Source organism: Mammaliicoccus sp. J-M40 (genome assembly GCF_022386395.1).
Classification (GTDB): Bacteria; Bacillota; Bacilli; order Staphylococcales; family Staphylococcaceae; genus Mammaliicoccus; species Mammaliicoccus lentus.
Genome location: NZ_JAJNIQ010000001.1, coordinates 279,927 through 304,167 on the forward strand (window position 1 = coordinate 279,927; position 24,241 = coordinate 304,167).

The window sequence follows — 24,241 nt, forward strand, 5'->3', positions numbered from 1 at the left end:
ATATGTTAACAGGTAAACAAAAGAGATATTTAAGAAAAGAAGCTCATCACTTAGATCCAATATTCCAAATAGGTAAAGGCGGAATAAGTGAAAACATGATAGAACAATTAAACGAGGCATTAGAAAAAAGAGAATTAATTAAAGTACACATTTTACAAAACAACATGGATGATCATAAAGAAGTAGCAAATTCAATATCTGAACAAACTGAAAGTGAACTCGTTCAACTTATAGGTAGTATCATTATTCTTTATAAAGAATCTAAAGAAAACAAAAAAATAGAATTACCTTAAATAAAATGAAAAAAATCATGATATACGGTGGCCAATTCAATCCAATACATGTAGGCCATATGTTAGTTGCGAGTGAAGCCTATCAATTTGTTAAACCAGATGAGTTTGTGTTTTTACCAAGTTATCAATCACCTTTAAAAAGCCACAATGAATCTCAGTTGTTAGAAAATGAAAGAATTGACATGCTAAAGTTAGCAATTGAAGATTTAGAATTCGGCGTAATTGATAAAAGAGAAATAAACAGACAAGGAACAAGTTATACTTTTGATACTATTAGTGAAATTCAAAATGAATATCCAGAATATCAAATCTATTTAATCATCGGAACAGATCAATATGTAAATTTAGATAAATGGAGAAATATTGATAAATTGAGAGAAATGGTTACGTTTGTAGTGGTCAATAGAGAAGTAGATAAACAAAATGTTGATAGTGGTATGTTATCCCTAAATATCCCAAGGATGGATATAAGCTCGACGGATATACGAAATCGTTGTAAAAATCATCATTCAGTCAAGATGTTAGTTACACCAAGAATTGAAAGATATATCAAAAGGGGACGGTTGTATGAAGATTAAAAAAGCAGTTAAACTCGTAGAAGAAACTTTACCCACAAAACGTTATAACCATTCAATAAGAGTAGCAGAAACTGGTAAGAAAATGGCGGAAATTTTTGATGGAGATCCGAAAAAAGTTGAGCTCGCAGGCATTCTACATGACTTATGTAAATATGAAGAGTTATCAGAGTTGTATCAAAGTGTAACGAAGTATGATTTAGGTCAAGATTTATTAAGCTATGGATCTGAGATTTTACATGGGCCAGTGGCAGCTGCAAGATTAAAAGATGAATATGAAATTGATGATGAGGAAGTATATTATGCGATATATAACCACACTACTGGTAGAGCGCATATGAATAAAACTGAGAAAATAATCTTTATCGCTGATTATATTGAACCTAAAAGAACGCAACCTGGGGTAGATGATATTAGAGATATCGTGTTTAAAGATAAAAATTTAGATAAAGCGATTTATGAAATATCTAAACGAACAGTGTTACATTTAGTTGGTAAAGATAAAACTGTACATTTAAAAACAATTGAATGCTTAAATTATTATAATATGCATACAGAACAATAAAGGAATGATTAAATGAATTCGAATGAATTAATGAAACAAAGTTTAATTGCATGTGATGATAAACGTGCAGAAGATATAATAGCAATCGATATGCAAGGTATTAGTGATGTTGCTGATTACTTTGTAGTTTGTCATGGTAATAGTGATAAACAAGTACAAGCTATCGCTAGAAATGTTAAAGACGAAGCGGAAATCAATGAAGTTAATGTCAAAAGACTAGAAGGCTTTAACGAAGCAAGATGGATTTTAATCGATTTAGGTAATGTAGTCGTACATGTATTCCATAGAGAAGAAAGAGATTATTATAACTTGGAAAGATTATACAAAGATGCACCAATCATTACCTTGAATGAGGTTATGTCTTAATGGCTTATAATAGAATGAGCGATTATTATGATTTGTTGACAGCTGATCAACCTTATCATAAGTGGAAATATATAGTTGAGCATTTTATAAGTAGCTCAGAAAATGAAATATTAGATATAGGTTGTGGAACAGGTACATTAACTTCGCAATTGACTGAATATGGTCAAGTGAGTGGTGTAGACATTAGTCAAGAAATGCTAGAAATAGCAGAGTCTCGTAATCCATCTATAAATTGGTATTGTCAAGATATGAGAGATTTAGAACTACCAAATCAATATGATATGATTACTATATTTTGTGATAGTTTAAACTATGTGACTGAACCGGAAGATATATTACAAGTATTTAATTATATAGATAAATATTTAAAAGACGAGGGTATATTTATTTTTGATGTCCATAGCATATATAAGATGAATCATCAATTTAATAACCAAAATTATATCGATGAAGAAGAACGCCTTACGCTAATTTGGCAGGCTATAACAGGAGAAGAACCTAATAGCGTTTATCATCAGATGTCATTTTTCGTAGAACGCGAAGATGGTTTATACGAACGATTTGATGAAGAGCACTACCAATGTACTTTTGAAATAAGTTTATACGAAGAATTATTAAAACTAGCAGGATTTGAAATTAAAACAAAATTCACTGATTTTGATATAGATACGTATAGTGAGCAAGGCGATAGACAATTTATCGTTGCTCAAAAAATGAATAAGTAATTTTTGACACCTTTTACGTTTATATATGTAGGAGGTGTTTTTTTGGATAAAATCAAAATGATTAAGGAGTATTTTTCGCAATATTATCGTTATATTTTAATTGGATTTATAGCTTTGATTATCATACTGAAATTAATTTTTGGAATGAATGAACCAGATGAAGAGCCAATAGAAACTATAAATAAAAATAATAGTGGAATGATTGAAAATGAAGAAAGTAAAGAATCAAAGCAAGAAATAGATAGGAGAGAAATATCATCTAAAGAAAATATTAAAGAAGTAATTGTAGATGTTAAAGGAGCTGTTAAATTTCCAAAAACATATGAAATGAAATCTTCAGAAAGAATAAATGATGTTTTAAAGAAAGCACAAATAAATGAGCAAGCTGACTTATCTAAATTAAATCTTTCAGAGAAATTAAAAGATCAAATGAGTATATATGTTCCAATGAAAGGTGAACAAATACCTTCAAATTTGAATAAGCAAAGTAGTCAAAATGAAAATGTTGAAGTAAATATTAATACTGCAACTAAAGAACAAATACAGAAAATACCGGGGATAGGACCAAGTAAAGCCGACGCAATTATAAAATATAGAGAAGCAAAAGGAGATTTTAAATCTATAGACGATATGAAGAAGATAAAAGGATTTGGAGATAAAACAGTAGAATCTTTGAAAGAATATGTCATTTTAAATTGAAATTGCATTTCATAAACATAATACTTACAATAATAGTATATGAAAGGTTGGATGATTAATATGGAAAGAATCAAGTGGAAGGAATATTTTATGGCTCAAAGCCATTTGTTATCACTAAGATCAACATGTGAAAGGTTGTCGGTAGGTGCAACTATCGTTAAAGATAATAGAGTGATTGCAGGGGGATACAATGGGTCTGTTTCAGGTGAAGAACATTGTATTGATAATGGATGTTTAGTTGTCGACGGACATTGTATAAGAACAATTCATGCTGAAATGAACGCTATTATTCAGTGCGCAAAATTGGGTGTATCTTCAGAAGACGCAACAATATATGTAACACACTTTCCTTGTTTAAACTGTACTAAATCTATAATACAAGCTGGCATTAAACAAATTTATTATGCAGACGATTATCACAATCATACATATGCGATTCAGTTATTAGAACAATCAGGTGTTCATTTTGAAAGAATTGATTTCCATCCTGAAGATATTGTGAAATATTTAAAATAATAGGTTATGCAGCGTTATGTATTTCTACTTAGCCTTATATTTATTATCAGGTATTTTAATTGTCTTTAATATTTATATCGGGATGATATTTTTAAGTATAGTCATACTAAGTTGTATGATCAAATTGAAATCATATAGAATTGCGATACTTGGTATTATCTTTGTCGTAATTGGTTATTTAATTTTACCGTCAATACAACTACCACAATTGGATTCGTTTAATCATGAAAAGCGTAACAAAGCACCGTTACATGATTTTATAGAATTTAAAGATGATATGGTAATTGACGGTGATTTATTTAAATCAATTGCTCAACAAAAAGGTAAAACTTATCAAGTTTATTACACAATTAAATCTAAAGAAGAAAAAGATAAAATCCTTAATAACTTACCTTTATTTAAAAAATGTGAAGTTTATTATGATTATAGTGACCCTTTACCTAATACTAATAGTTTGAAGTTTAACTATAAAGAATATCTTATCCAACAAGATATTGAAGGCATCATTAAAATTAAACAACCGTTTCTCAAATCTTGTATTAATAGTAAATTGAATCTTTTAGAAAAATTGCAGTTTCATAGGGAACATCTTATTTTAAATTTAAAAAAGTTAAATTCAGAATATATTGAAGATATTATTGCATTGACTTTAGGCGAAACGAAGTATTTATCTAGCGAACGAATTGAAGAATTAAAACATTTAGGTATATACCACTTGTATGCAGTAAGTGGTTTACATGTTGCCTTACTCAGTGTGTTTTTGTTTAATATATTGTTGAAATTTAAGCTAAGATATCATCAGGCAGAACTGATTATTTTTATTTTATTACCTATATATGCAGTATTAACAGGATTAAGTCCAAGTGTTATAAGAGCAGTAGCTGTTGTAATGTTATATCTTGTGATTAAAAAGTTTACACGTCTTGATTCACTACAAATTCTTTTAATTACCTTTATTTTGTCTGTCATGTATAAACCGTTTATAATTTATGACATAGGTTTTCAATTATCTTATTTAGTTTCTACATTTTTACTACTTACTATCCCCATTATTAAAACATTTCATTTCATTTATAAACTAATATGTATTAACTTAATAGCTCAAATTTCTACTTTTCCTATTCTTATTATGCATTTTAATACTTTTCAATGGTTAGGTTTATTAACCAACTTCTTTTTTATTCCTTGGTTTGAATTAATATTATTCCCTCTAGTTATGATTTTTTTGATTATCTATGTAACAATCGGCTTTGTACCTAATATTTTGATATATTTAACAGATTTAATGTTAAGTATAACTATTGATATTATACAAATAATAAATAATTTCAATATAGAAGATATTGTAGTAAGGAATCTTTCTCATATATCGTATTTTCTAATATTTATTATTTGTGTGATGATAAGTATGTATATTCTTAAAAAGAAAATTTTTAAAGCTATTATTATTTTTATATTAGTTATTATAACTGTAACTTATGATTTTAAAGAAGATAGAGTGATATTAAGGTTTTTGGATGTGGGACAAGGGGATGCAATGGTTTCATATCATAAAGATACAAATCAAATTGTAATGATAGATACAGGCGGTAAAATGTTATCAAATAAAAAAGACTGGCAAATCAAAGATAATGAACTTTCTTATACAAAGTCTGTATTAATACCTGAACTTCATGAAAAAGGCATTCGAAAAATCGATTATTTAATTGTATCACATCCACATTTAGATCATATGGGAGAACTAGAAGAATTAAGCCAAAAAATAAAAATTAAAAATCTAATAATAAATAAAAGAACTTGGGATAACAAAGAATTGAAGTTACTAATTAGTAGCCTTGAACAAAAAGGAATAACTATTATTGATAGTGTAGGGTTGAAAAATATAAAAGTAGGTAAAGCGATTTATAGGTTTTATAATCAAGATACAAAAAGTCATCCTGATAAAAATGAAAATTCAATCATAACGGAATTAGAAGTTTACAATAAGAAGATAATTTCTACAGGAGATGCAACGCAGAATAATGAACGAACAGTTTTAAATAAAATTGATCATCAATATGATATTTTAAAAGTCGGACATCATGGTAGTTCAACGAGTTCAACTGAAGAATTTTTATCTCGAGTGAAACCTAGGTTATGTATTATAAGTGCTGGTAGAGGAAATAAATATGGCTTACCTAAAAAAGTAACTATTAAAAAACTTCAAAACCATAAATGTAAAATATTAAACACGCAAGATATAGGGGGAATAACCATCACATTGACTAAAGCTGGGATATCAACAACTAATGGTTTATACGATTACAATAAATCAGGCTGAGACATTATTATGTCCCAGCCTTGATTAAAAAATATAAATATGTACTATTAGTTAGGTAGTAAGCTGAATACTTGAGCAATGATATAAATCGCTGCTAAAAATAAGAAGCCTACAATAAAACCTAATCCAGAGTCTTTAACGTCATTGTTACGCCCTTGAGTATTTTCACCTTCAAATCTGTTCATATGACTCCCTCCTATACTTACATTCATTATATGATAATAAGCTTAAAAATGCTATACTTAATTAGAACTTTATAAGAGAGGAAGACTTATTTTGAAAGATAATATTGTATTAAATTATGGTGCAGTAGATGCATTAATAGAGAAAAAATCTAACGAAATTATCAATCAATATTTAAAAGAAGGGCGTGATGAATTCAATTACGCCAAATATGATTTATACGAAACACCCATTTCTAATGCAATAGAAGAAGCGTTAACTTTACCTTTCCTCTCAGACAAGAAAGTTGTTCATATTAAAAATGCTTACTTATTTACAGGTGAAAAAGTGAATAATAGCATTAACCATAGTACTGATGCTTTACTTGAATTTATAGAGCAATATGATGGAGATACGCTAGTAGTTTTTGATGTAAGTAACGAAAAATTAGACGAAAGAAAGAAACTCGTAAAAACTGTTAAAAAGAATGCAACACTAAATAAAATAGAGCAAATGTCAGAACAAGAAATGAAACAATGGATTAAGTCATATTTAAATGAGCAGTATAAAGACATTAAAGAAGACGCACTCGTCGCATTTTTAGAGTTAACTGGTATTCAATTTAATATTATACATGCAGAATTAGAAAAACTAATTTTATTTATTGGTGATGAACCAGTTATTAATAAAAAAGATGTTACTGAAATAGTTAGCCGTTCTCTTGAACAAAATGTATTTTTATTAACGGAGTATATACAAAAAGGAAAAAAAGAGAAGTCTATTGAATTGCTAAAAGATTTAATAAATTTGAAAGAAGAGCCTATTAAGTTGTTAGCATTAATAACAAGTAATTATAGATTGTACTATCAATGTAAAATATTAGCCGGCAAAAGTTACAGTGAGCAACAAATTGCTAAAACAATAGGAGTACATCCTTATAGAGTGAAATTAGCCTTAAGAATTATAAGAAATTTATCTTTAGAAAGACTGTTAAAGACGATAGATATATGTGCTGATACTGACTATGAATTAAAATCTTCATACATGGATAAAGTTTTAATTTTAGAGTTGTTTATCTTGAAAATTTAAAAATAAAAAAGCTACAGATGAACTGTAGCTTTTGTTAATTAGTTAGCTTTAGACATTAAGCTAGATTTAATTCTGTTAGCTTTATTTGAATGAATTAAGTTCTTTTTAGAAGCTTTATCAACTTTTTTGATAGCTAATGAAACTAATTCACCTTTGTTATCAGCATTATTTTCGATAGCAGTTCTTGCAGATTTAACAGCTGAACGCATATCATTTTTTTGTGAAATGTTTGCAGCGTCTTTCTTTTCAGTTACAGAAACACGTTTAATTGCAGATTTAATGTTTGGCATGAGAGTCACCTCCTAAATATGTTGTCCGTGATCAAATAATTTGATTGCAACAAAAAATATTTTATCAAATGTACGCCTTAAGTGCAATCATTATTTACATATTCCTTATAAAGCTTAACACTTTATGAACAGTTTGGTAATTGGTTTGCATTTATTCTATAAAGAAGGTATCATATCAAAGATGCTACTTACATCTGAAGATGTAAAATTAACGAGAAAGTTGGAGTTCAAATGGACAGAATGAAACGCCTAGAGCGCCAAAAGAAAATAAGAAACTTTTCTATTATTGCTCATATTGATCATGGAAAATCAACATTAGCTGATAGAATTTTGGAAAATACGAAAAGTGTTGAGACGAGAGATATGAAGTCTCAATTATTAGATTCAATGGATTTAGAAAGAGAACGTGGTATAACTATCAAATTAAACGCTGTTCAATTAAATTATACAGCGAAAGATGGGGAAACATACATACTACATTTAATTGATACACCGGGACACGTCGATTTTACTTATGAAGTATCACGTTCATTAGCTGCATGTGAAGGGGCTATTCTTATCGTAGATGCAGCTCAAGGTATCGAAGCACAAACTTTAGCAAACGTTTATCTTGCTTTAGACAATGACTTAGAGTTGATTCCAGTAATAAACAAAATCGATTTACCTGCTGCTGAACCGGAACGGGTAAAGCAAGAAGTTGAAGATGTTATTGGTTTAGATGCGAGTGATGCGGTACTTGCAAGTGCGAAAGCTAATATTGGTATAGAAGAAATATTAGAGAAAGTCGTTGAAATAGTACCACCACCAGAAGGTGACCCAGAAAATCCACTACAAGCATTAATATTTGATTCTACTTACGATGCTTATAGAGGTGTAATTTCTTCAATTAGAATAGTTGAAGGGTCAGTTAAAGCCGGAGACAAAATTCAAATGATGTCCACAGGTAAAACTTTTGAAGTTGCGGAAGTAGGTATTAATACACCTAAACCATTACCAGTTGAAACTTTATCAGTAGGTGATGTTGGATATATAATTGCATCTATTAAAAACGTTGCTGATTCTGACGTAGGTGATACGATAACAAATGCTGACAGACCTGCAGACAAACCACTTCAAGGTTATAAGAAAATGAATCCAATGGTATTCTGTGGGCTTTATCCAATAGACAATAGTAAATATAATGACTTAAGAGAAGCTTTAGAAAGACTTCAATTGAATGATGCTTCTTTAGAATTTGAGGCAGAAACATCTCAAGCATTAGGCTTTGGGTTCAGAACTGGATTTTTAGGATTATTACACATGGAAATAATACAAGAAAGAATTGAACGTGAATTTAACATTGAATTAATAGCAACTGCACCTTCAGTTATTTACGAATGTGAATTAACAGATGGAGAGAAAGTTGAAATTGATAACCCTTCACAATTCCCAGATCCACAAAAAATCAACACGATTTATGAACCGTATGTTAAAGCGACTATGATGGTACCAAGTGACTATGTAGGAGCAGTAATGGAATTATGTCAGAAAAAACGTGGTAATTTCGTTACAATGGATTATTTAGATGATATTCGAGTGAATATTATTTATGAAATTCCTTTATCTGAAGTTGTATTTGATTTCTTTGATCAATTGAAGTCTAATACGAAAGGTTATGCTTCTTTCGACTATGAATTAATCGGATATCAAGAAAGTAAACTTGTGAAAATGGATATCTTATTAAATGGAGACCAAGTAGATGCGTTAAGCTTTATTGTGCATAAAGAATTTGCTTACGAAAGAGGTAAAGCAATTGTAGATAAACTTAAAACATTAATTCCTAGACAACAATTTGAGGTGCCAGTTCAAGCAGCAATTGGTAATAAAATAGTAGCACGTACAAACATAAAATCTATGGGTAAAAATGTATTAGCAAAATGTTACGGTGGTGACATTAGTCGTAAACGTAAATTACTTGAAAAACAAAAAGCCGGTAAAGCTAAGATGAAGTCAGTCGGAAACGTTGAGATTCCACAAGATGCATTCCTAGCAGTACTGAAAATGGATGAAGATTAAAATAAAAACAGCTGCGTTTAAGTAGCTGTTTTTATTTTTAAAGGAGGATTTAAATGGCTAAAAGTGTATATATTCATATACCTTTCTGCGTTAGAATTTGTACTTATTGTGATTTTAATAAGTTTTTTATAGCCAATCAGCCTGTTGATGAATATTTAGATTGCTTAATAAAAGAAATGTCTACTCGCAAAGATAAAGTTGTAGAAACAATTTTTGTTGGAGGTGGGACGCCAACAGCATTATCAGAAGTTCAATTAGAAAAACTACTAATATCAATAAATGATTTATTTACTGTAACTGATGAATATACGTTTGAAGCAAACCCGGATGAACTAACTGAAGGTAAAATTAAACTTTTAAAAAAATATGGTGTTAATAGGTTATCACTTGGAGTGCAAACTTTTGATGATGGTTTATTAGAAATTTTAGGACGTACACATCATAGTGACGATATTGAAAAAGCAGTTAAGTTATCTAGAAAACATAATATAGGCTCAGTTAGTTTAGATTTAATGTTTCACTTACCTGGTCAAACGTTGAAACAATTTGATGAATCAATAGATAAAGCATTATCACTTGATGTTGACCACATTTCAAGCTATGCACTTATACTTGAACCTAAAACTCAATTCTATAATTTATATAGAAAAGGAAAATTAAAATTACCTAATGAAGATTTAGGTGAAGAAATGTATCAACACTTACAAAATAAATTAAAAAAATCACCTCTACATCAATATGAAATATCTAATTTTTCTAAAGTAGGCCATGAATCACTTCATAACAAAGTATATTGGAAGAATGAAGAATATTATGGTTTCGGAGCTGGCGCACACGGATATATAAACGGTGTGAGATATAGTAATATTAATCCGGTTAATCAATATATAAATAAACTAACTAATGGAGAAATGCCTGTACTGCAAAATAGTGAAGTTACATTGAAAGAGCAAATGGAAGAGCAAATGTTCTTAGGCTTACGCATGACTGAAGGTGTTTCAAAATCTAGATTTTACAAAAAATTTGATCAAACGATTGAAGAAGTATTTGGTCAAAAGGTTAATAATTTATTGGAAAATGGTTTGTTAAATGAAAATGAAGATTATTTATACTTAAGTGAACGTGGTCAAATCATTGGTAACGAAGTATTTGAGCAGTTTTTATTAACTTAAATAAAAGAAAGAAAAATCTTTCAAAAATTCGAGGGTTTAATGTTGACTTACTTTGACCAATTTGATAAATTATAATTAGCACTTGGATAGATAGAGTGCTAATCGAGGTGATAACATGATTACTGAGAGACAATTACAAATACTAAATGTAATTGTTGAGGATTATGTTGAGTTAGGCCAGCCAATTGGTTCTAAGTCGATTATTGAAAGGCATCAATTGCCTATAAGCCCAGCAACAGTTAGAAATGAGATGAAACAATTAGAAGAATTAGAACTCCTCGAGAAGACACATACTTCATCAGGAAGAGTTCCTTCTGAAAAAGGAATTAGACATTATGTTGACCAATTACTAAAGGTTAAATCACGTAGTAAACAATCAATAGACTGGTTCAACCAATTTTATGATGATAATCAATATGATGTTAATGCAATGCTAAAATGGTTAGCTTTGGAAATATCCAATCGTTCTCATTATACGACTGTTGTATTAGGACCCAATAAATTTTCAAGACATATTTTTGAAATTCATTTCGTTAGAGTGAACCCTAATCATTTAATGAGTGTTATCGTTTTTGCAGATGGATATGTAGAGAAAGTTCATTTACAAATTTCTAAACTCATAACACATGAACAAATAGAAAAGTTTATGAATTACTTGAATCTACATTTTAAGCAAAATACTTTATCTACATTGATAAACACGTTAGAATCATTAACGTTGTCATTTATTGATCAACAATTTATAAATAATTTTAAGTACGCGCTAATTACACAAATTAATGATCAAAATGAAGAAATGTTTTTAGGTGGAAAAATGCACTTGATTGAGGCGTTAAACGTTTCGAATGTGTCCATGATACAGTCAATTTTAAAGTATCTGGAATCTGAACGAATTGCCCAATTTTTAAACGAAACAGCTAATGATTCCATTAGCGTAAACATTGGACAAGAAATTAATCAGGACTTAGAAGGTATTTCAATAGTAAGTACAAGTTATGAGATTTCGGGAGATATAAGCGGTCATTTAGCCGTTATAGGTCCAACTGCAATGCATTACAATAAAGTGATTCAACTTTTGAATCATTTTTAAATAAGGAAAGAAAATGGAGGGCATGAAATGACGGAAGAAAATCAAAATGAAAAATTCGACGAGTCGTCTGAACAATCTCAAAACGTTGCCACTGAAGAAACTAATGGTAACGAAAATGAAGAAGTTGAAAATGTAGAAGAGGTTGAAGAGACTGAAAAAACAGTCGAAATTCCGGAAACTGAACTCGAACAATTAAAAGAAAAATTAAACGAAGAAGAAGAAAAATACTTACGTTTGTATGCTGAGTTTGAAAATTACAAGCGTAGAATGAAACAAGAAGCTAGTGTGGCGAAAGATTACCAAGCACAACGTGTTTTAACAGATGTGTTGCCAGCATTGGATAACATGGATCGCGCACTAAAACAAGAAGGCGAATCAGAAGATTTCGTATCATTTAAAAAAGGTGTACAAATGGTTTATGATGACTTATTGAGATCATTAAAAGAAAATGGTCTAGAAGAAATTGAGTCAGAGAATAAAGAATTTGATCCAACTGTACATCAAGCAGTTATGCAAGATAGCAATCCTGATTTTGAATCAGGTGTTATTACTGAAGAACTACAAAGAGGTTACAAATTAAAAGAACGCGTTTTAAGACCAGCAATGGTTAAAGTAAATGAATAATTAATTGAATTTAAAACGCAAATAAATAATTGGAGGAATTTTCTTATGAGTAAAGTAATAGGTATAGACTTAGGTACAACAAATTCAGTAGTATCAGTATTAGAAGGTGGAGAACCTAAAGTTATTCAAAACCCTGAAGGTAACAGAACTACACCATCAGTAGTAGCATTTAAAGACGGTGAAACTCAAGTAGGTGAAGTTGCTAAGCGTCAAGCAGTAACAAACCCTAATACAATTCAATCAGTAAAACGTCATATGGGTACTGATTACAAAGAAAAAGTAGAAGATAAAGAGTATACTCCACAAGAAATTTCAGCAATGATTCTACAAAATCTTAAATCAACAGCAGAAAGTTATTTAGGCGAAAACGTAACTAAAGCAGTAATCACAGTTCCAGCTTACTTTAATGACTCTGAACGTCAAGCAACTAAAGACGCTGGTAGAATCGCTGGCTTAGAAGTAGAACGTATTATTAACGAGCCAACTGCAGCAGCTTTAGCATACGGTTTAGATAAAACAGAGCAAGATCAAAAAGTACTTGTATTTGACCTTGGTGGCGGTACATTTGACGTGTCTATTCTAGAATTAGGCGACGGTGTATTCGAAGTATTAGCAACTGCTGGTGACAATAAACTTGGTGGTGACGATTTTGACGACGTTATCATTCAATATTTAGCTGAAGAATTCAAAAAAGAAAATGGCATTGATTTATCACAAGATAAAATGGCTTTACAACGTCTAAAAGACGCTGCAGAAAAAGCTAAGAAAGATTTATCAGGTGTATCTTCAACACAAATTTCATTACCATTTATCTCAGGTGGCGCTAATGGCCCATTACACTTAGAAACTACTTTAACTAGAGCTAAATTCGAAGCTTTAACTAGTGAATTAGTAGAAAAAACTATGGGTCCAACTAGACAAGCTATGAAAGATGCTGGATTATCTAATTCAGATATCGATGAAGTAATTCTAGTAGGTGGTTCTACTCGTATACCAGCTGTACAAGATGCAATTAAAAAAGAAATCGGTAAAGATCCTAACAAAGGTGTTAACCCAGATGAAGTAGTAGCAATGGGTGCTGCTATTCAAGGTGGCGTTATAACTGGTGATGTTAAAGACGTTGTATTATTAGACGTAACACCATTATCATTAGGTATTGAAACAATGGGTGGCGTTTCTACAGTATTAATCGAAAGAAACACAACTATCCCAACATCTAAATCTCAAGTATTCTCTACAGCAGCTGATAACCAACCAGCGGTAGACATTCACGTATTACAAGGTGAGCGTCAATTAGCAGCTGATAACAAAACACTTGGTAGATTCCAATTAACTGATATACCACCAGCTCCACGTGGTGTACCTCAAATCGAAGTATCATTCGATATCGACAAAAACGGTATTGTAAATGTTACAGCTAAAGATTTAGGTACTAATAAAGAACAAAAAATCACAATCGAATCTAGTTCTTCACTATCAGACGATGAAATCGACCGTATGGTTAAAGACGCAGAGAAAAATGCGGAAGAAGACAAAAAACGTCGTGAAGAAATCGATTTAAGAAACGAAGCAGACCAAATGGTATTCACTGTAGATAAAACATTATCTGACTTAGGTGATAATGTTGACGAAAGTGAAAAAACTAAAGCTGAAGATGCTAAAGAAGAATTGAAAAAAGCATTAGAAGGCGACGATATTGAAGATATCAGAACTAAAAAAGATGCTCTTGAAGAAATCGTTCAACAATTATCAGTGAAAATGTATGAACAAGCTGCTCAAGCACAACAAGGTGCAGAATCAGCTGAAGGACAAGGGAATTCAGATGATGATGTAGTAGATGCAGAGTATACTGAAGTTAACGACGAAGATAAAAAACAATAATATTACTCATTAAAAAGTCAAAGTCAATGTGATTGGCTTTGGCTTTTTTAATTCAAGTTTTTCTAGTAATATATCAATGTGTAAAGGAGAGATTTTTTTGGCTAAAAGAGATTACTATGAAGTACTCGGTGTATCTAAAGATGCTTCACAAGATGAAATTAAAAAAGCTTATAGAAAATTATCAAAAAAGTATCACCCAGATATAAACCATGAAGAAGGTGCTGACGCCAAATTTAAAGAATTATCTGAAGCATACGAAATTCTTAGTGATGAAAATAAACGTGCTCAATATGATAGATTTGGACATAATGCATCACAACAAGGATTTGGTGGAGGATCACAAGGATTTGGAGGTCAAGACTTCTCTGGCTTTGGTGGATTCGAAGATATATTTGGTTCATTCTTTGGTGGCGGTGCAAGAAGAGATCCTAATGCACCGAGACAAGGTGATGACTTACAATATAGCATGACGTTATCATTCGAAGAAGCAGTATTTGGTACTGAAAAAGATATTACAGTTCGTAAAGATGTAGAATGTGATACTTGTCATGGTAATGGTGCTAAACCAGGAACTAAGAAGAAAACATGTTCATATTGTAATGGACAAGGTCATGTAACAGTAGAACAAAATACAATTCTTGGTAGAATGCAAACGCAAAAAGTTTGTCCTGAATGTAATGGTACTGGACAAGAATTTGAAGAGAAATGTCCAGATTGTCACGGTAAAGGTACTCAAAACAAAAAAGTTACAATCAAAGTTAAAGTACCAGCAGGTGTAGATAATGATCAACAAATTCGTTTAGCAGGCAAAGGTGGACCAGGTGTTAATGGTGGTCCAGCAGGTGATTTATATGTGGTATTTAGAGTTAGACCTCATGATAAATTCAAACGTGATGGAGACGATATATTCTACGACTTAAATCTATCATTCCCTCAAGCAGCATTAGGTGATGAAGTAACTGTTCCGACATTAAATGGCAGCGTGGCACTAACAGTACCTGCAGGAACACAAACTGGTAAGCAGTTCAGATTACGTGAAAAAGGTATTCAAAATGTTCATGGTTATGGTAAAGGTGATTATTTCGTAACTGTAAAAGTTGTAACACCGGATAAATTAACAGAACGTCAAGAAGAATTACTACGTGAATTCGCTGAAATTGGTGGAGAAACATTAACAGAACAACCTTCAAGTTTAAAAGATAGAGCTAAAAAGTTCTTTAAAGGAGAATAGCCCGTGAATTGGATTGAGTATTCTATAATGATAAATGAAGAATCAGAACCTGTCGTAACAGCACTATTAAATGAATTAGGTGCAAATGGTGTTGTTATTGAAGATTCATCTGAACTAGATAAAGAACACGTCGATGTTTATGGTGAAATATATGAATTAAATCCTGATGATTACCCAGATCATGATATTAGAGTGAAATGTTATTTTAGTGAACTAGTATTTACTGAATCGCTAGAACAAGAAATAAAAAATACAATTTCAAATATTGATGGTATTAAACCGGAAGTATTGGCTTTTTCAAAGACAGTCATTCAAGAATCAGACTGGGAAAATGAATGGAAGAATTATTTTCATCCTTTTAAAGCTTCAGAACGCTTTGCGATTGTTCCTAGTTGGGAAGAATATGAAAACACTGATGACAGTTTATGTATAGAACTTGATCCAGGGATGGCTTTTGGTACGGGAGATCATCCAACTACAAGTATGTGTTTAAGACACATAGAAGAAGTTGTAGAGCCAAATCATAAAGTGATTGATGTTGGTACCGGCTCAGGCATTTTAAGCATTGGGTGCTATTTATTAGGCGTTAAATCTATCAAAGCTATTGATTTAGATGACTTAGCTGTTAAAGTTGCTAAAGAAAACTTTGAAAAAAATCATTGCGAAAATAGTATAAAAGTTGAGACTGGGAATTTATTAACAGAAGAAACTGAGCAATACGATGTTATTATTGCAAATATTTTAGCGCATGTTATAGATTTAATGATAGAAGATAGTTACGATAGACTTAACGATGGTGGTTTCTTTATAACATCTGGCATCATTGATGAGAAATGCGATGAAATCACTAATAGATTAACCGAAGTTGGTTTTAAAATTGAGAAAGTTTTAAAAGAAAACGGCTGGGTTTCAATAAGAGCTAGAAAGTAGGAGAACAATGCAAAGATACTTCTTACTTGAAAACGCTGAGTTAAATCAGCGTTTTTTTCTACATAATAACGAAGACATACACCATATAAAAAATGTAATGAGAATGACAGTTGATGATGAGATTATCATCACTTTTAATGATCAAAAATCGATGATTTGCAAAATTATAGATTTTCATGAACAAAATATAGAAGTACTGACATTAGAAGACACGACGAGACAGACAGAATTACCTGTCGAGATTTCAATCGCTAGCGGATTAATAAAAGGCGATAAATATGAGTGGATGATTCAAAAAGCAACAGAAATGGGCGCACACCATTTTATTGCTGTTCAATCTGAACGTTCTGTAGTTAAATTAGATCATAAAAAGCAGTCTAAAAAGATTGATAGATGGCAAAAAATCATTAAAGAAGCAAGTGAGCAAAGCATGCGTTTGACTATCCCAGATATCAGGTATATGTCGAATTTTAATTCTGTTTGTGATATTATAAATGAATATGATTATGTATTAATAGCTTATGAAGAAGAAGCTAAACGTGGGGGAACAAGTAATTTACATCAAATTGGTTCTAACTTAAAAAAGGGACAAAAAGTTTTAATCATCTTTGGGCCAGAAGGTGGACTTTCTGAAAAAGAAGTTGCTTTATTTGAAGATGGATATAACATAAGTCTAGGACCGAGAATATTAAGGGCTGAAACCGCTCCATTGTATGCTTTAGCTGCTTTAAGCTATCAATTAGAATTAATGAGGTGAATATAGTTGGCTACAGTAGCATTCCATACTTTAGGTTGTAAAGTTAACCATTATGAAACTGAAGCAATTTGGCAATTATTTAAGGAAAATGATTACGAAAGAGTAGAGTTTGAAACAAACGCTGATGTATTTATTATAAATACTTGTACAGTGACTAACACAGGAGACAAGAAGAGTAGACAAGTTATAAGAAGAGCTATTCGTAAAAACCCTGATGCAGTAGTATGTGTAACAGGTTGTTATGCGCAAACATCTCCAGCAGAAATCATGGCGATACCAGGGGTAGACATCGTTGTAGGTACTCAAGATCGTCATAAGTTAATTTCTTATATTGAAGACTATAAGACAAGCAGACAGCCAATAAATGGTGTTGGAAACATCATGAAGAATAGAAAATATGAAGAACTAGAAGTACCTTATTTCACTGACCGAACTCGTGCTTCATTAAAAATTCAAGAAGGCTGTAATAATTTCTGTACTTTTTGTATTATTCCATGGGCTAGAGGATTAATGCGTTCAAGAGATCCTAAACAAGTAGTTAGCCAAGCGACAACACTTGTAAATTCAGGATATAAAGAAATCGTATTAACTGGTATTCACACAGGTGGATATGGTGAAGATTTAAAAGATTATAACTTAGCGCAATTATTACGTGATTTAGAAGAAGTAGAAAACTTAGAAAGAATTAGAATTTCTTCTATAGAAGCGAGTCAATTAACAGATGAAGTTATCGATGTTATCGATAAATCTACAAAAGTCGTAAGGCATTTGCATATTCCATTACAATCCGGTTCTGATTCTGTATTGAAACGTATGAGAAGAAAATATACTATGGCTCATTTTTCAGAAAGACTACAAAAACTTCATAAAGCATTACCTGGTTTAGCAGTAACAAGTGATGTTATAGTTGGTTTCCCAGGTGAAACTGAAGAAGAATTCCAAGAAACTTATGATTTCATAGTTAAGCATCAATTCTCTGAACTGCATGTTTTCCCATATTCAATGAGAACAGGTACACCTGCAGCAAGAATGACAGATCAAGTAGATGAAGACATTAAAAATGACCGTGTTCATAGACTTATAGAACTATCAAATCAACTTGCAAAAGATTATGCATCAAAATTCGACCAAACTGTATTAGAAGTCATTCCTGAAGAAAAAGGCTCTAAAGATGGTAAATTAGTTGGTTATGCAGATAATTACATGAAGATAGAATTTGATGGAGATGAATCTCTAATTGGAGAATTAGTAAAAGTTAAAGTAATAGAACCAGGTTATCCAATTAATAAAGGAAAACTTGTAAAAGTAATCAATCATGCAACAAATAAAGACGAAAGATTAGTTGCATATTAAGATTCATTGCAAATGATTATTGACTTAAAAAATGACTTATTTTATAATGTTTAAGTACATAGTAATATATTTACTATGTAACTGACATATAAACCTTTGTTGATATTTGGAGGGAGGGAAATACAGATGTCTAAAACAGTAGTTCGTAAAAACGAATCAATCGAAGATGCATTACGTCGCTTTAAACGTACAGTTTCAAAAAGCGGTACGATTCAAGAAGTGCGTAAACGTGAGTTCTATGAGAAACCTAGCGTTAAACGTAAGAAGAAATCAGAAGCAGCTCGCAAACGTAAATTTAAATAATTAATTTTCTATTGAACTCCCTCAAAGAATATTAATTAATTATAATGAAATCTATTTGCGTAAATTAAATGTTAAAGCAGTCCGAGACCTATAGGTTTCGGACTGCTTTTTTATATAGGCAATAGCTGACTTAAGTAAAATATAAATATATCAAGCTTTTTCAATCCTATTCATGGGTATACGATATTTTTAGAAAAAAATGAAAATAAAAAAATTTTCTATAAAATATTTAGAATAAAAGATATATACGTTTTAGTTCACTGGTGATTTATTGTATAATGAAATAGAGGGGTGGTAATATTGACATCAGCGTATGAATACATACTTATGTTTATTCAAAACAACATAAATTTAGGTATTGTTTCAAGTCAAAGTGTTTCTTCATTTGGTGACTTTATATCTTCGCCAATTATTACATTGATTTTGACTTGTATTATTTTTCTAGGCGCACTTTATCAACTATATTCAGAACGTATAAACTTTGCCGGCATTGCAAGTTTTATATGTACACTTATATTTTTTATAGGTTTTGTAATAGTTGATGAAATTAGTTTAATGTCCGTTTTATTGTTTTCAATTGGTGTTATTTTAGTCATTATTGAATTATTTGTTGTAGGCGCTGTACTTGGTATCCTTGGTTTTATTGCAATTATCGGCAGTTTTATATTAGTTGGTGATAATTTATTAATCATGGGCGCTATTATTGCAGTTGCTTTAATTTTAACAACTATAGAGTGGGTGATATTAGTGAAAGGTTTTAATCGAAAAATACCATTCTTTGAAAAAGTCATTCTTAGAGATTCTACAAACAAAGAGTCAGGTTATACATCACATGATGATAGAAGTCATTTAATTGGTAAAGTGTGTACAACTTTTACAGCGTTGAGACCCTCAGGTATTATCCTTGTTGATGATGATAGAATAGATGCTGTTTCTGATGGTAATTTTATTCAAAAAGACCAACAAGTTAAAATTGTACAGGTTGAAGGTACAAGAGTAGTCGTAAGAGAAATTTAAATTAAGGAGAGTTGCATATGTTATCAGGTTTAATTGCCATAATCATTATTGCGGTAATTGTTATTGTATTACTTATGATTCTATTCTCGTTTGTACCAGTTGGATTATGGATTTCAGCTGTAGCTGCAGGCGTTAAAGTAGGAATAGGAACATTAGTCGGAATGCGTTTAAGACGTGTTTCACCAAGACGAGTTATTAATCCGTTAATTAAAGCACATAAAGCAGGTTTAGCATTAACTACAAATCAATTAGAATCTCACTATTTAGCTGGAGGTAATGTTGATAGAGTAGTAGATGCGATTATTGCAGCACAAAGAGCTGAGATTAACTTAGCATTTGAACGTGGTGCAGCTATCGATTTAGCTGGTCGTGACGTTCTAGAAGCTGTACAAATGTCAGTTAACCCTAAAGTAATTGAAACACCATTTATTTCTGGTGTTGCTATGAACGGTATTGAAGTTAAAGCGAAAGCTAGAATTACTGTTAGAGCAAATATTGATCGCTTAGTTGGTGGTGCTGGTGAAGATACAATCATCGCACGTGTTGGTGAAGGTATTGTATCAACAATTGGTTCAAGTAAACACCATACGAAAGTACTTGAAAATCCAGACAGTATTTCACAAACAGTGTTAAGTAAAGGTTTAGATTCAGGTACAGCATTTGAAATCTTATCTATAGATATCGCAGACGTGGATATCGGTAAAAACATCGGTGCAGATCTTCAAACTGAGCAAGCACTTGCAGATAAAAATATTGCACAAGCTAAAGCTGAAGAACGTCGTGCAATGGCTGTAGCTACAGAACAAGAAATGAAAGCACGTGTACAAGAAATGCGTTCTAAAGTTGTTGAATCTGAAGCTGAAGTACCTCTTGCAATGGCTGAAGCACTTAAATCAGGCAATATCGGCGTTAAAGATTATTATAATTTAAAAAATATAGAAGCTGATACTGGTATGAGAGAAGCTATAAATAAGAGTACTAATCCACAAGACGCAAATTCACCGAACGAATAAGAGAGGTGATTTAAATGGAGATAGGCATTATAATCTTTGTTATTTGGATTATTATTAGTGTGATTAGTGGCATAGTTGAAAATGGCGCTAAAAATAAAAAGAAAAAGCAAAATACTCAATGGCCTGCACATCCAAATCCGAGTAAAAAGCCAGTCCAAAGACAAGCTAGTAATCAAGTGGATAATGCTCAACTAGAATTACAAGAATTAGTTAAAAAGTTCTATTCCTATAAAGAAAAGGCTGAAACTAGTTCGACTGATCGAATGTCTAACCACTATAAACAATTAGCTAAACAACTATCCACTCATCTAGAGAAACAAGGGATAGATGTTGAGCAAGTAAATACAAAGCAAAATAATAGTGAAACTCAGCCACAAACTCAAAGCCAAGCTCAGTCAACAGATGCTCATGAAAATGAATTGATTAATAAAAGAAAAGAAGAAATTCATAAAAATAAACCAAAGCGTCAAAAAGAAGCAATCAAAAATTTATTAGAATTTAGTAAAGAAGAAAAACAATCTTTATCTAAAGTTCAACAGGAAAGCTTTGAAAAACTTGAAGAAGAAGCTAATGAGATTATTCATAATACTCAACTTTCTGAAAGAACTAGAAGAACGATGGTTAAACAACTCTACTTAAATAGTAAACATAAATTTAATGATGAAGCTGTAAATATTGACGAGAACAATGTTGTTAATGGTATTATTTGGTCAGAAATTCTTAAAAGACCAGAGGGCATCAAATAAGTTGAATAGCTAGAGATTAACATTTATTAGAGTAGCATAACTCAGGGGAAATTCTTACAACTAGAATTTTCTCTGAGTTTTTATTTTGATAATACCTTTAGTTTTTATTCACAAATTGTAGATTTAGAATTACAATAAACTTAGTAAGAACAAAGGTGTGATAAAAATGATATTTAAAAAGAAACTAAGTGTTTCATCTATAATGATATCAATTTTGCTATTTTTAATATCTTTAATTCCGTTACTTATAAGTAATAAATTACTAATTTTTATTACTTTTGTTCTAGTGTTTTTAATTATAATTAATATACTTCTAGAGAGATATAGTGTAAAAGAACACTTCTTGACTATACGTAGAGGTCTTTTCAAAAAAACATATAATATATTTAATATTGAACAGTTAAATATGGCGAAATCTATCGAAGGAAATAGTATGATAGAAATAGTATACAAAGGAGAAATTATAGAAAAAGTTTCTCCAATAGAAGAAAGAGAATTTATTATTACATTAATTCGAATCAATCCGAATATTAAGTTAAATAATAGTAATAGGTTACGTGAATTTCAAAAAATAAATAAAATGATTAAATCACAGGAAAACTTAAATAATATTCAAAATAAAGTGCATAAGATTGCACGTTAGACAAAGGTTTGGTACATTTAAAGTGGTAACAATTCAACTAATAAAGGAGTTATTTAATGCCTACACTAATTCAAATCGAGAGTATGGATCAAGCTCAAGCATTACTAGGTAATGGAGATGAGCATATAAAATATATTGAAGAAGAACTCGAGGTGGATATTTTAACACGAGGACAAGAAATAAGTGTTCGTGGTAAACGTTTAGAAAATGTTGAAAAAGCTGAACGTGTATTAATGAATTTACTTAAAGTAATTGAAAGTGGTTCGAATATAACGATAAATGATGTACAAGCAGCAGTGAAAATGGCTGAAAAAGGTACAATTGATAAATTAGTCAATTTATACGACGAAGAAGTTGCGAAAGATAGTAATGGTAAAGTAATTAGAGCCAAAACAATGGGCCAAAGAATATATATTAATAACATTAAGAATAATGATTTAGTGTTTGGTATAGGACCAGCAGGTACCGGAAAAACATTCTTAGCTGTCGTAATGGCTGCAAGAGCGTTACGCTTAGGTAAAGTTAAAAGAATCGTATTAACAAGACCAGCAGTTGAAGCTGGAGAATCTTTAGGATTCTTACCTGGCGATTTAAAAGAAAAAGTCGACCCTTATTTAAGACCACTTTATGATGGTTTGCACACTATATTAGGGACTGAGCAAACAGCGCGCTTAATAGAAAGAGGTACAATTGAAATTGCTCCTTTAGCCTATATGAGAGGGCGTACGCTTGATGACGCATTCGTTATATTAGACGAAGCCCAAAATACAACTTTACCGCAAATGAAAATGTTTTTAACAAGATTAGGTTTTGGCTCAAAAATGGTAGTCACGGGTGATAGAACACAAATTGACTTACCTAAAGGCGTTAAAAGTGGTTTAATTGAAGCGGACCAAAAGCTAAGTGGTATTAAAGGTATTGAAATTACTTACTTAGAACAAACTGATGTTGTCAGACACCCATTAGTTGGTAAAATAATTAACGCTTATGAAGAGGAGAAATAACATGTTAACAATGGATTTTATTGATGATCACAACGTCATTAATCAAGATACGAAAGAACAAATAGAATCACTATTAAAATTTGCTGCTAAAAAGGAAAAAATTGAAGAAGAAGCAGAATTATCTATTTCATTTGTCGATGAAAGCGAAATACAAGCAATCAATAGAGACTATAGAGATAAAGATAAAGTAACAGATGTTATTTCATTTTCTCTAGAAGAAGATGAACCAGAGATTGAAGGATTAGATATGCCTAGAATATTAGGTGATATCATAATTTGTTTAGAAGTTGCTAAAGAGCAAGCAGAATCATATAATCATAGCTTAAGTAGAGAATTAGGATTTTTAGCATTACATGGCTTTTTACACTTACTAGGTTATGATCATATGACAGAATCAGAAGAAAAAGAAATGTTTTCACGACAAGATGAAATTTTAACTGAGTTTGGACTTACACGTGAATAAATTTTTTAATAGGTTTAAATTTCCTGTAGTAGGACTTTTTACGATTCTAAAGAAAGATAATAATTTTTTATTTCATTTATTAATGGCACTGATTGTTATTGTTTTGAGTTTTGTTTTTAAGTTAAATCTGTATGAATGGTTATTTGTTTTAATTGCCATTTTTATAGTCTTAATAACAGAAGTGCTCAATACATCAATAGAATACATTGTAGACATGTACACTGATGATTTTCATATACTAGCAAAGCACGCTAAAGATACAGCTGCTTTAGCAGTATTATTAGCATCTATTATGGCTATCATTATCGGGATAATAATATTTTTACCTAAATTGTTAAATATTTTTTAAGGGGATGGAA

At 31.0% G+C, this 24,241-nt stretch carries 28 protein-coding genes; 26 read left to right on the forward strand and 2 right to left on the reverse strand.

The window, feature by feature from the left end; translation table 11 throughout:
- Nucleotides 1-2: 2 nt before the first annotated feature.
- The 8 genes from yhbY to LQ688_RS01515 all read left to right on the forward strand — a co-directional run bounded on the left by yhbY (nucleotide 3) and on the right by LQ688_RS01515 (nucleotide 6,059).
- The gene (gene yhbY / locus LQ688_RS01480) at nucleotides 3-293 is read left to right on the forward strand and encodes a ribosome assembly RNA-binding protein YhbY (protein WP_016998544.1); all 291 of its coding nucleotides are present in this window, start codon (nucleotides 3-5) and stop codon (nucleotides 291-293) included.
- Nucleotides 294-298: 5 nt separating this feature from the next.
- Nucleotides 299-871 carry a nicotinate (nicotinamide) nucleotide adenylyltransferase gene (gene nadD, locus LQ688_RS01485; RefSeq protein WP_239752560.1) on the forward strand — a complete coding sequence of 191 codons (573 nt, stop codon included), beginning with the start codon at nucleotides 299-301 and terminating at the stop codon, nucleotides 869-871.
- A complete protein-coding gene (yqeK, locus tag LQ688_RS01490; protein ID WP_016998546.1) occupies nucleotides 861-1,433 on the forward strand; it encodes a bis(5'-nucleosyl)-tetraphosphatase (symmetrical) YqeK in 573 nt (190 codons plus the stop codon). Before nadD ends, yqeK begins: the two co-directional genes overlap by 11 nt.
- Before the next feature lie 12 nt (nucleotides 1,434-1,445).
- On the forward strand, nucleotides 1,446-1,799 hold the full coding sequence (rsfS, locus tag LQ688_RS01495; RefSeq protein WP_016998547.1) for a ribosome silencing factor: 354 nt from the start codon (nucleotides 1,446-1,448) through the stop codon (nucleotides 1,797-1,799).
- A complete protein-coding gene (locus tag LQ688_RS01500) occupies nucleotides 1,799-2,524 on the forward strand; it encodes a class I SAM-dependent DNA methyltransferase (protein WP_070045616.1) in 726 nt (241 codons plus the stop codon). The genes rsfS and LQ688_RS01500 overlap by 1 nt, the downstream gene beginning before the upstream one ends.
- 57 nt (nucleotides 2,525-2,581) lie before the next feature.
- Nucleotides 2,582-3,223, forward strand: coding sequence for a helix-hairpin-helix domain-containing protein (locus LQ688_RS01505; protein ID WP_037539188.1), 642 nt, complete (start codon nucleotides 2,582-2,584; stop codon nucleotides 3,221-3,223).
- A 60-nt stretch (nucleotides 3,224-3,283) separates the two neighbouring features.
- On the forward strand, nucleotides 3,284-3,739 hold the full coding sequence (locus tag LQ688_RS01510; RefSeq protein ID WP_026023586.1) for a ComE operon protein 2: 456 nt from the start codon (nucleotides 3,284-3,286) through the stop codon (nucleotides 3,737-3,739).
- A 115-nt stretch (nucleotides 3,740-3,854) separates the two neighbouring features.
- The gene (locus LQ688_RS01515; protein WP_239752591.1) at nucleotides 3,855-6,059 is read left to right on the forward strand and encodes a DNA internalization-related competence protein ComEC/Rec2; all 2,205 of its coding nucleotides are present in this window, start codon (nucleotides 3,855-3,857) and stop codon (nucleotides 6,057-6,059) included.
- Between the two features lie 47 nt (nucleotides 6,060-6,106).
- On the opposite strand, the gene LQ688_RS01520 is transcribed toward LQ688_RS01515, so the two are convergent.
- Complete coding sequence (locus LQ688_RS01520) at nucleotides 6,107-6,244, reverse strand: YqzM family protein (RefSeq protein WP_016998552.1); 138 nt, start codon at nucleotides 6,242-6,244, stop codon at nucleotides 6,107-6,109.
- A 91-nt stretch (nucleotides 6,245-6,335) separates the two neighbouring features.
- On the opposite strand from LQ688_RS01520, the gene holA reads away from it, so the two are divergent.
- Nucleotides 6,336-7,310 (forward strand): DNA polymerase III subunit delta, encoded by a 975-nt coding sequence (holA, locus tag LQ688_RS01525; protein WP_016998553.1) that lies wholly within the window; start codon nucleotides 6,336-6,338, stop codon nucleotides 7,308-7,310.
- A 38-nt stretch (nucleotides 7,311-7,348) separates the two neighbouring features.
- Here the strand turns inward: holA and rpsT are convergent, their stop codons facing one another.
- Entirely contained in the window at nucleotides 7,349-7,600 is a 252-nt protein-coding gene (rpsT, locus tag LQ688_RS01530) for a 30S ribosomal protein S20 (protein ID WP_064204513.1), read from the reverse strand.
- Between the two features lie 231 nt (nucleotides 7,601-7,831).
- Here rpsT and lepA point away from each other — a divergent pair, with 231 nt between their 5' ends.
- The 17 genes from lepA to LQ688_RS01615 all read left to right on the forward strand — a co-directional run bounded on the left by lepA (nucleotide 7,832) and on the right by LQ688_RS01615 (nucleotide 24,231).
- Nucleotides 7,832-9,655, forward strand: coding sequence for a translation elongation factor 4 (gene lepA, locus LQ688_RS01535; RefSeq protein ID WP_016998555.1), 1,824 nt, complete (start codon nucleotides 7,832-7,834; stop codon nucleotides 9,653-9,655).
- Between the two features lie 53 nt (nucleotides 9,656-9,708).
- The gene (gene hemW, locus LQ688_RS01540) at nucleotides 9,709-10,827 is read left to right on the forward strand and encodes a radical SAM family heme chaperone HemW (protein ID WP_064204515.1); all 1,119 of its coding nucleotides are present in this window, start codon (nucleotides 9,709-9,711) and stop codon (nucleotides 10,825-10,827) included.
- A 115-nt stretch (nucleotides 10,828-10,942) separates the two neighbouring features.
- Nucleotides 10,943-11,917: a heat-inducible transcriptional repressor HrcA gene (gene hrcA / locus LQ688_RS01545; protein WP_016998557.1), complete on the forward strand. Its 975-nt coding sequence runs from the start codon at nucleotides 10,943-10,945 to the stop codon at nucleotides 11,915-11,917.
- A 27-nt stretch (nucleotides 11,918-11,944) separates the two neighbouring features.
- Nucleotides 11,945-12,541 (forward strand): nucleotide exchange factor GrpE, encoded by a 597-nt coding sequence (grpE, locus tag LQ688_RS01550; protein ID WP_064204516.1) that lies wholly within the window; start codon nucleotides 11,945-11,947, stop codon nucleotides 12,539-12,541.
- Between the two features lie 45 nt (nucleotides 12,542-12,586).
- Nucleotides 12,587-14,422, forward strand: a complete 1,836-nt coding sequence (dnaK, locus tag LQ688_RS01555) for a molecular chaperone DnaK (RefSeq protein ID WP_016998559.1) — start codon at nucleotides 12,587-12,589, stop codon at nucleotides 14,420-14,422.
- 97 nt (nucleotides 14,423-14,519) lie between these two features.
- Nucleotides 14,520-15,653, forward strand: a complete 1,134-nt coding sequence (dnaJ, locus tag LQ688_RS01560; protein ID WP_016998560.1) for a molecular chaperone DnaJ — start codon at nucleotides 14,520-14,522, stop codon at nucleotides 15,651-15,653.
- Nucleotides 15,654-15,656: 3 nt separating this feature from the next.
- Nucleotides 15,657-16,583: a 50S ribosomal protein L11 methyltransferase gene (prmA, locus tag LQ688_RS01565; RefSeq protein WP_239752561.1), complete on the forward strand. Its 927-nt coding sequence runs from the start codon at nucleotides 15,657-15,659 to the stop codon at nucleotides 16,581-16,583.
- A 7-nt stretch (nucleotides 16,584-16,590) separates the two neighbouring features.
- Entirely contained in the window at nucleotides 16,591-17,340 is a 750-nt protein-coding gene (locus LQ688_RS01570; RefSeq protein ID WP_016998562.1) for a 16S rRNA (uracil(1498)-N(3))-methyltransferase, read from the forward strand.
- 6 nt (nucleotides 17,341-17,346) lie between these two features.
- A complete protein-coding gene (gene mtaB / locus LQ688_RS01575) occupies nucleotides 17,347-18,693 on the forward strand; it encodes a tRNA (N(6)-L-threonylcarbamoyladenosine(37)-C(2))-methylthiotransferase MtaB (protein ID WP_016998563.1) in 1,347 nt (448 codons plus the stop codon).
- A gap of 126 nt (nucleotides 18,694-18,819) precedes the next feature.
- Complete coding sequence (gene rpsU, locus LQ688_RS01580) at nucleotides 18,820-18,996, forward strand: 30S ribosomal protein S21 (RefSeq protein ID WP_016998564.1); 177 nt, start codon at nucleotides 18,820-18,822, stop codon at nucleotides 18,994-18,996.
- Between the two features lie 327 nt (nucleotides 18,997-19,323).
- Nucleotides 19,324-20,013, forward strand: a complete 690-nt coding sequence (locus LQ688_RS01585; protein WP_026023587.1) for an NfeD family protein — start codon at nucleotides 19,324-19,326, stop codon at nucleotides 20,011-20,013.
- Between the two features lie 17 nt (nucleotides 20,014-20,030).
- Entirely contained in the window at nucleotides 20,031-21,026 is a 996-nt protein-coding gene (gene floA, locus LQ688_RS01590; RefSeq protein ID WP_016998566.1) for a flotillin-like protein FloA, read from the forward strand.
- 14 nt (nucleotides 21,027-21,040) lie between these two features.
- Nucleotides 21,041-21,772, forward strand: a complete 732-nt coding sequence (locus LQ688_RS01595) for a hypothetical protein (protein WP_016998567.1) — start codon at nucleotides 21,041-21,043, stop codon at nucleotides 21,770-21,772.
- A gap of 202 nt (nucleotides 21,773-21,974) precedes the next feature.
- The gene (locus tag LQ688_RS14075; protein ID WP_323711096.1) at nucleotides 21,975-22,415 is read left to right on the forward strand and encodes a PH domain-containing protein; all 441 of its coding nucleotides are present in this window, start codon (nucleotides 21,975-21,977) and stop codon (nucleotides 22,413-22,415) included.
- 56 nt (nucleotides 22,416-22,471) lie between these two features.
- On the forward strand, nucleotides 22,472-23,419 hold the full coding sequence (locus LQ688_RS01605) for a PhoH family protein (protein ID WP_064204520.1): 948 nt from the start codon (nucleotides 22,472-22,474) through the stop codon (nucleotides 23,417-23,419).
- A gap of 1 nt (nucleotide 23,420) precedes the next feature.
- Nucleotides 23,421-23,882, forward strand: a complete 462-nt coding sequence (gene ybeY, locus LQ688_RS01610; RefSeq protein WP_064204521.1) for an rRNA maturation RNase YbeY — start codon at nucleotides 23,421-23,423, stop codon at nucleotides 23,880-23,882.
- A complete protein-coding gene (locus LQ688_RS01615; protein ID WP_070045622.1) occupies nucleotides 23,875-24,231 on the forward strand; it encodes a diacylglycerol kinase family protein in 357 nt (118 codons plus the stop codon). The genes ybeY and LQ688_RS01615 overlap by 8 nt, the downstream gene beginning before the upstream one ends.
- Nucleotides 24,232-24,241: the final 10 nt, after the last annotated feature.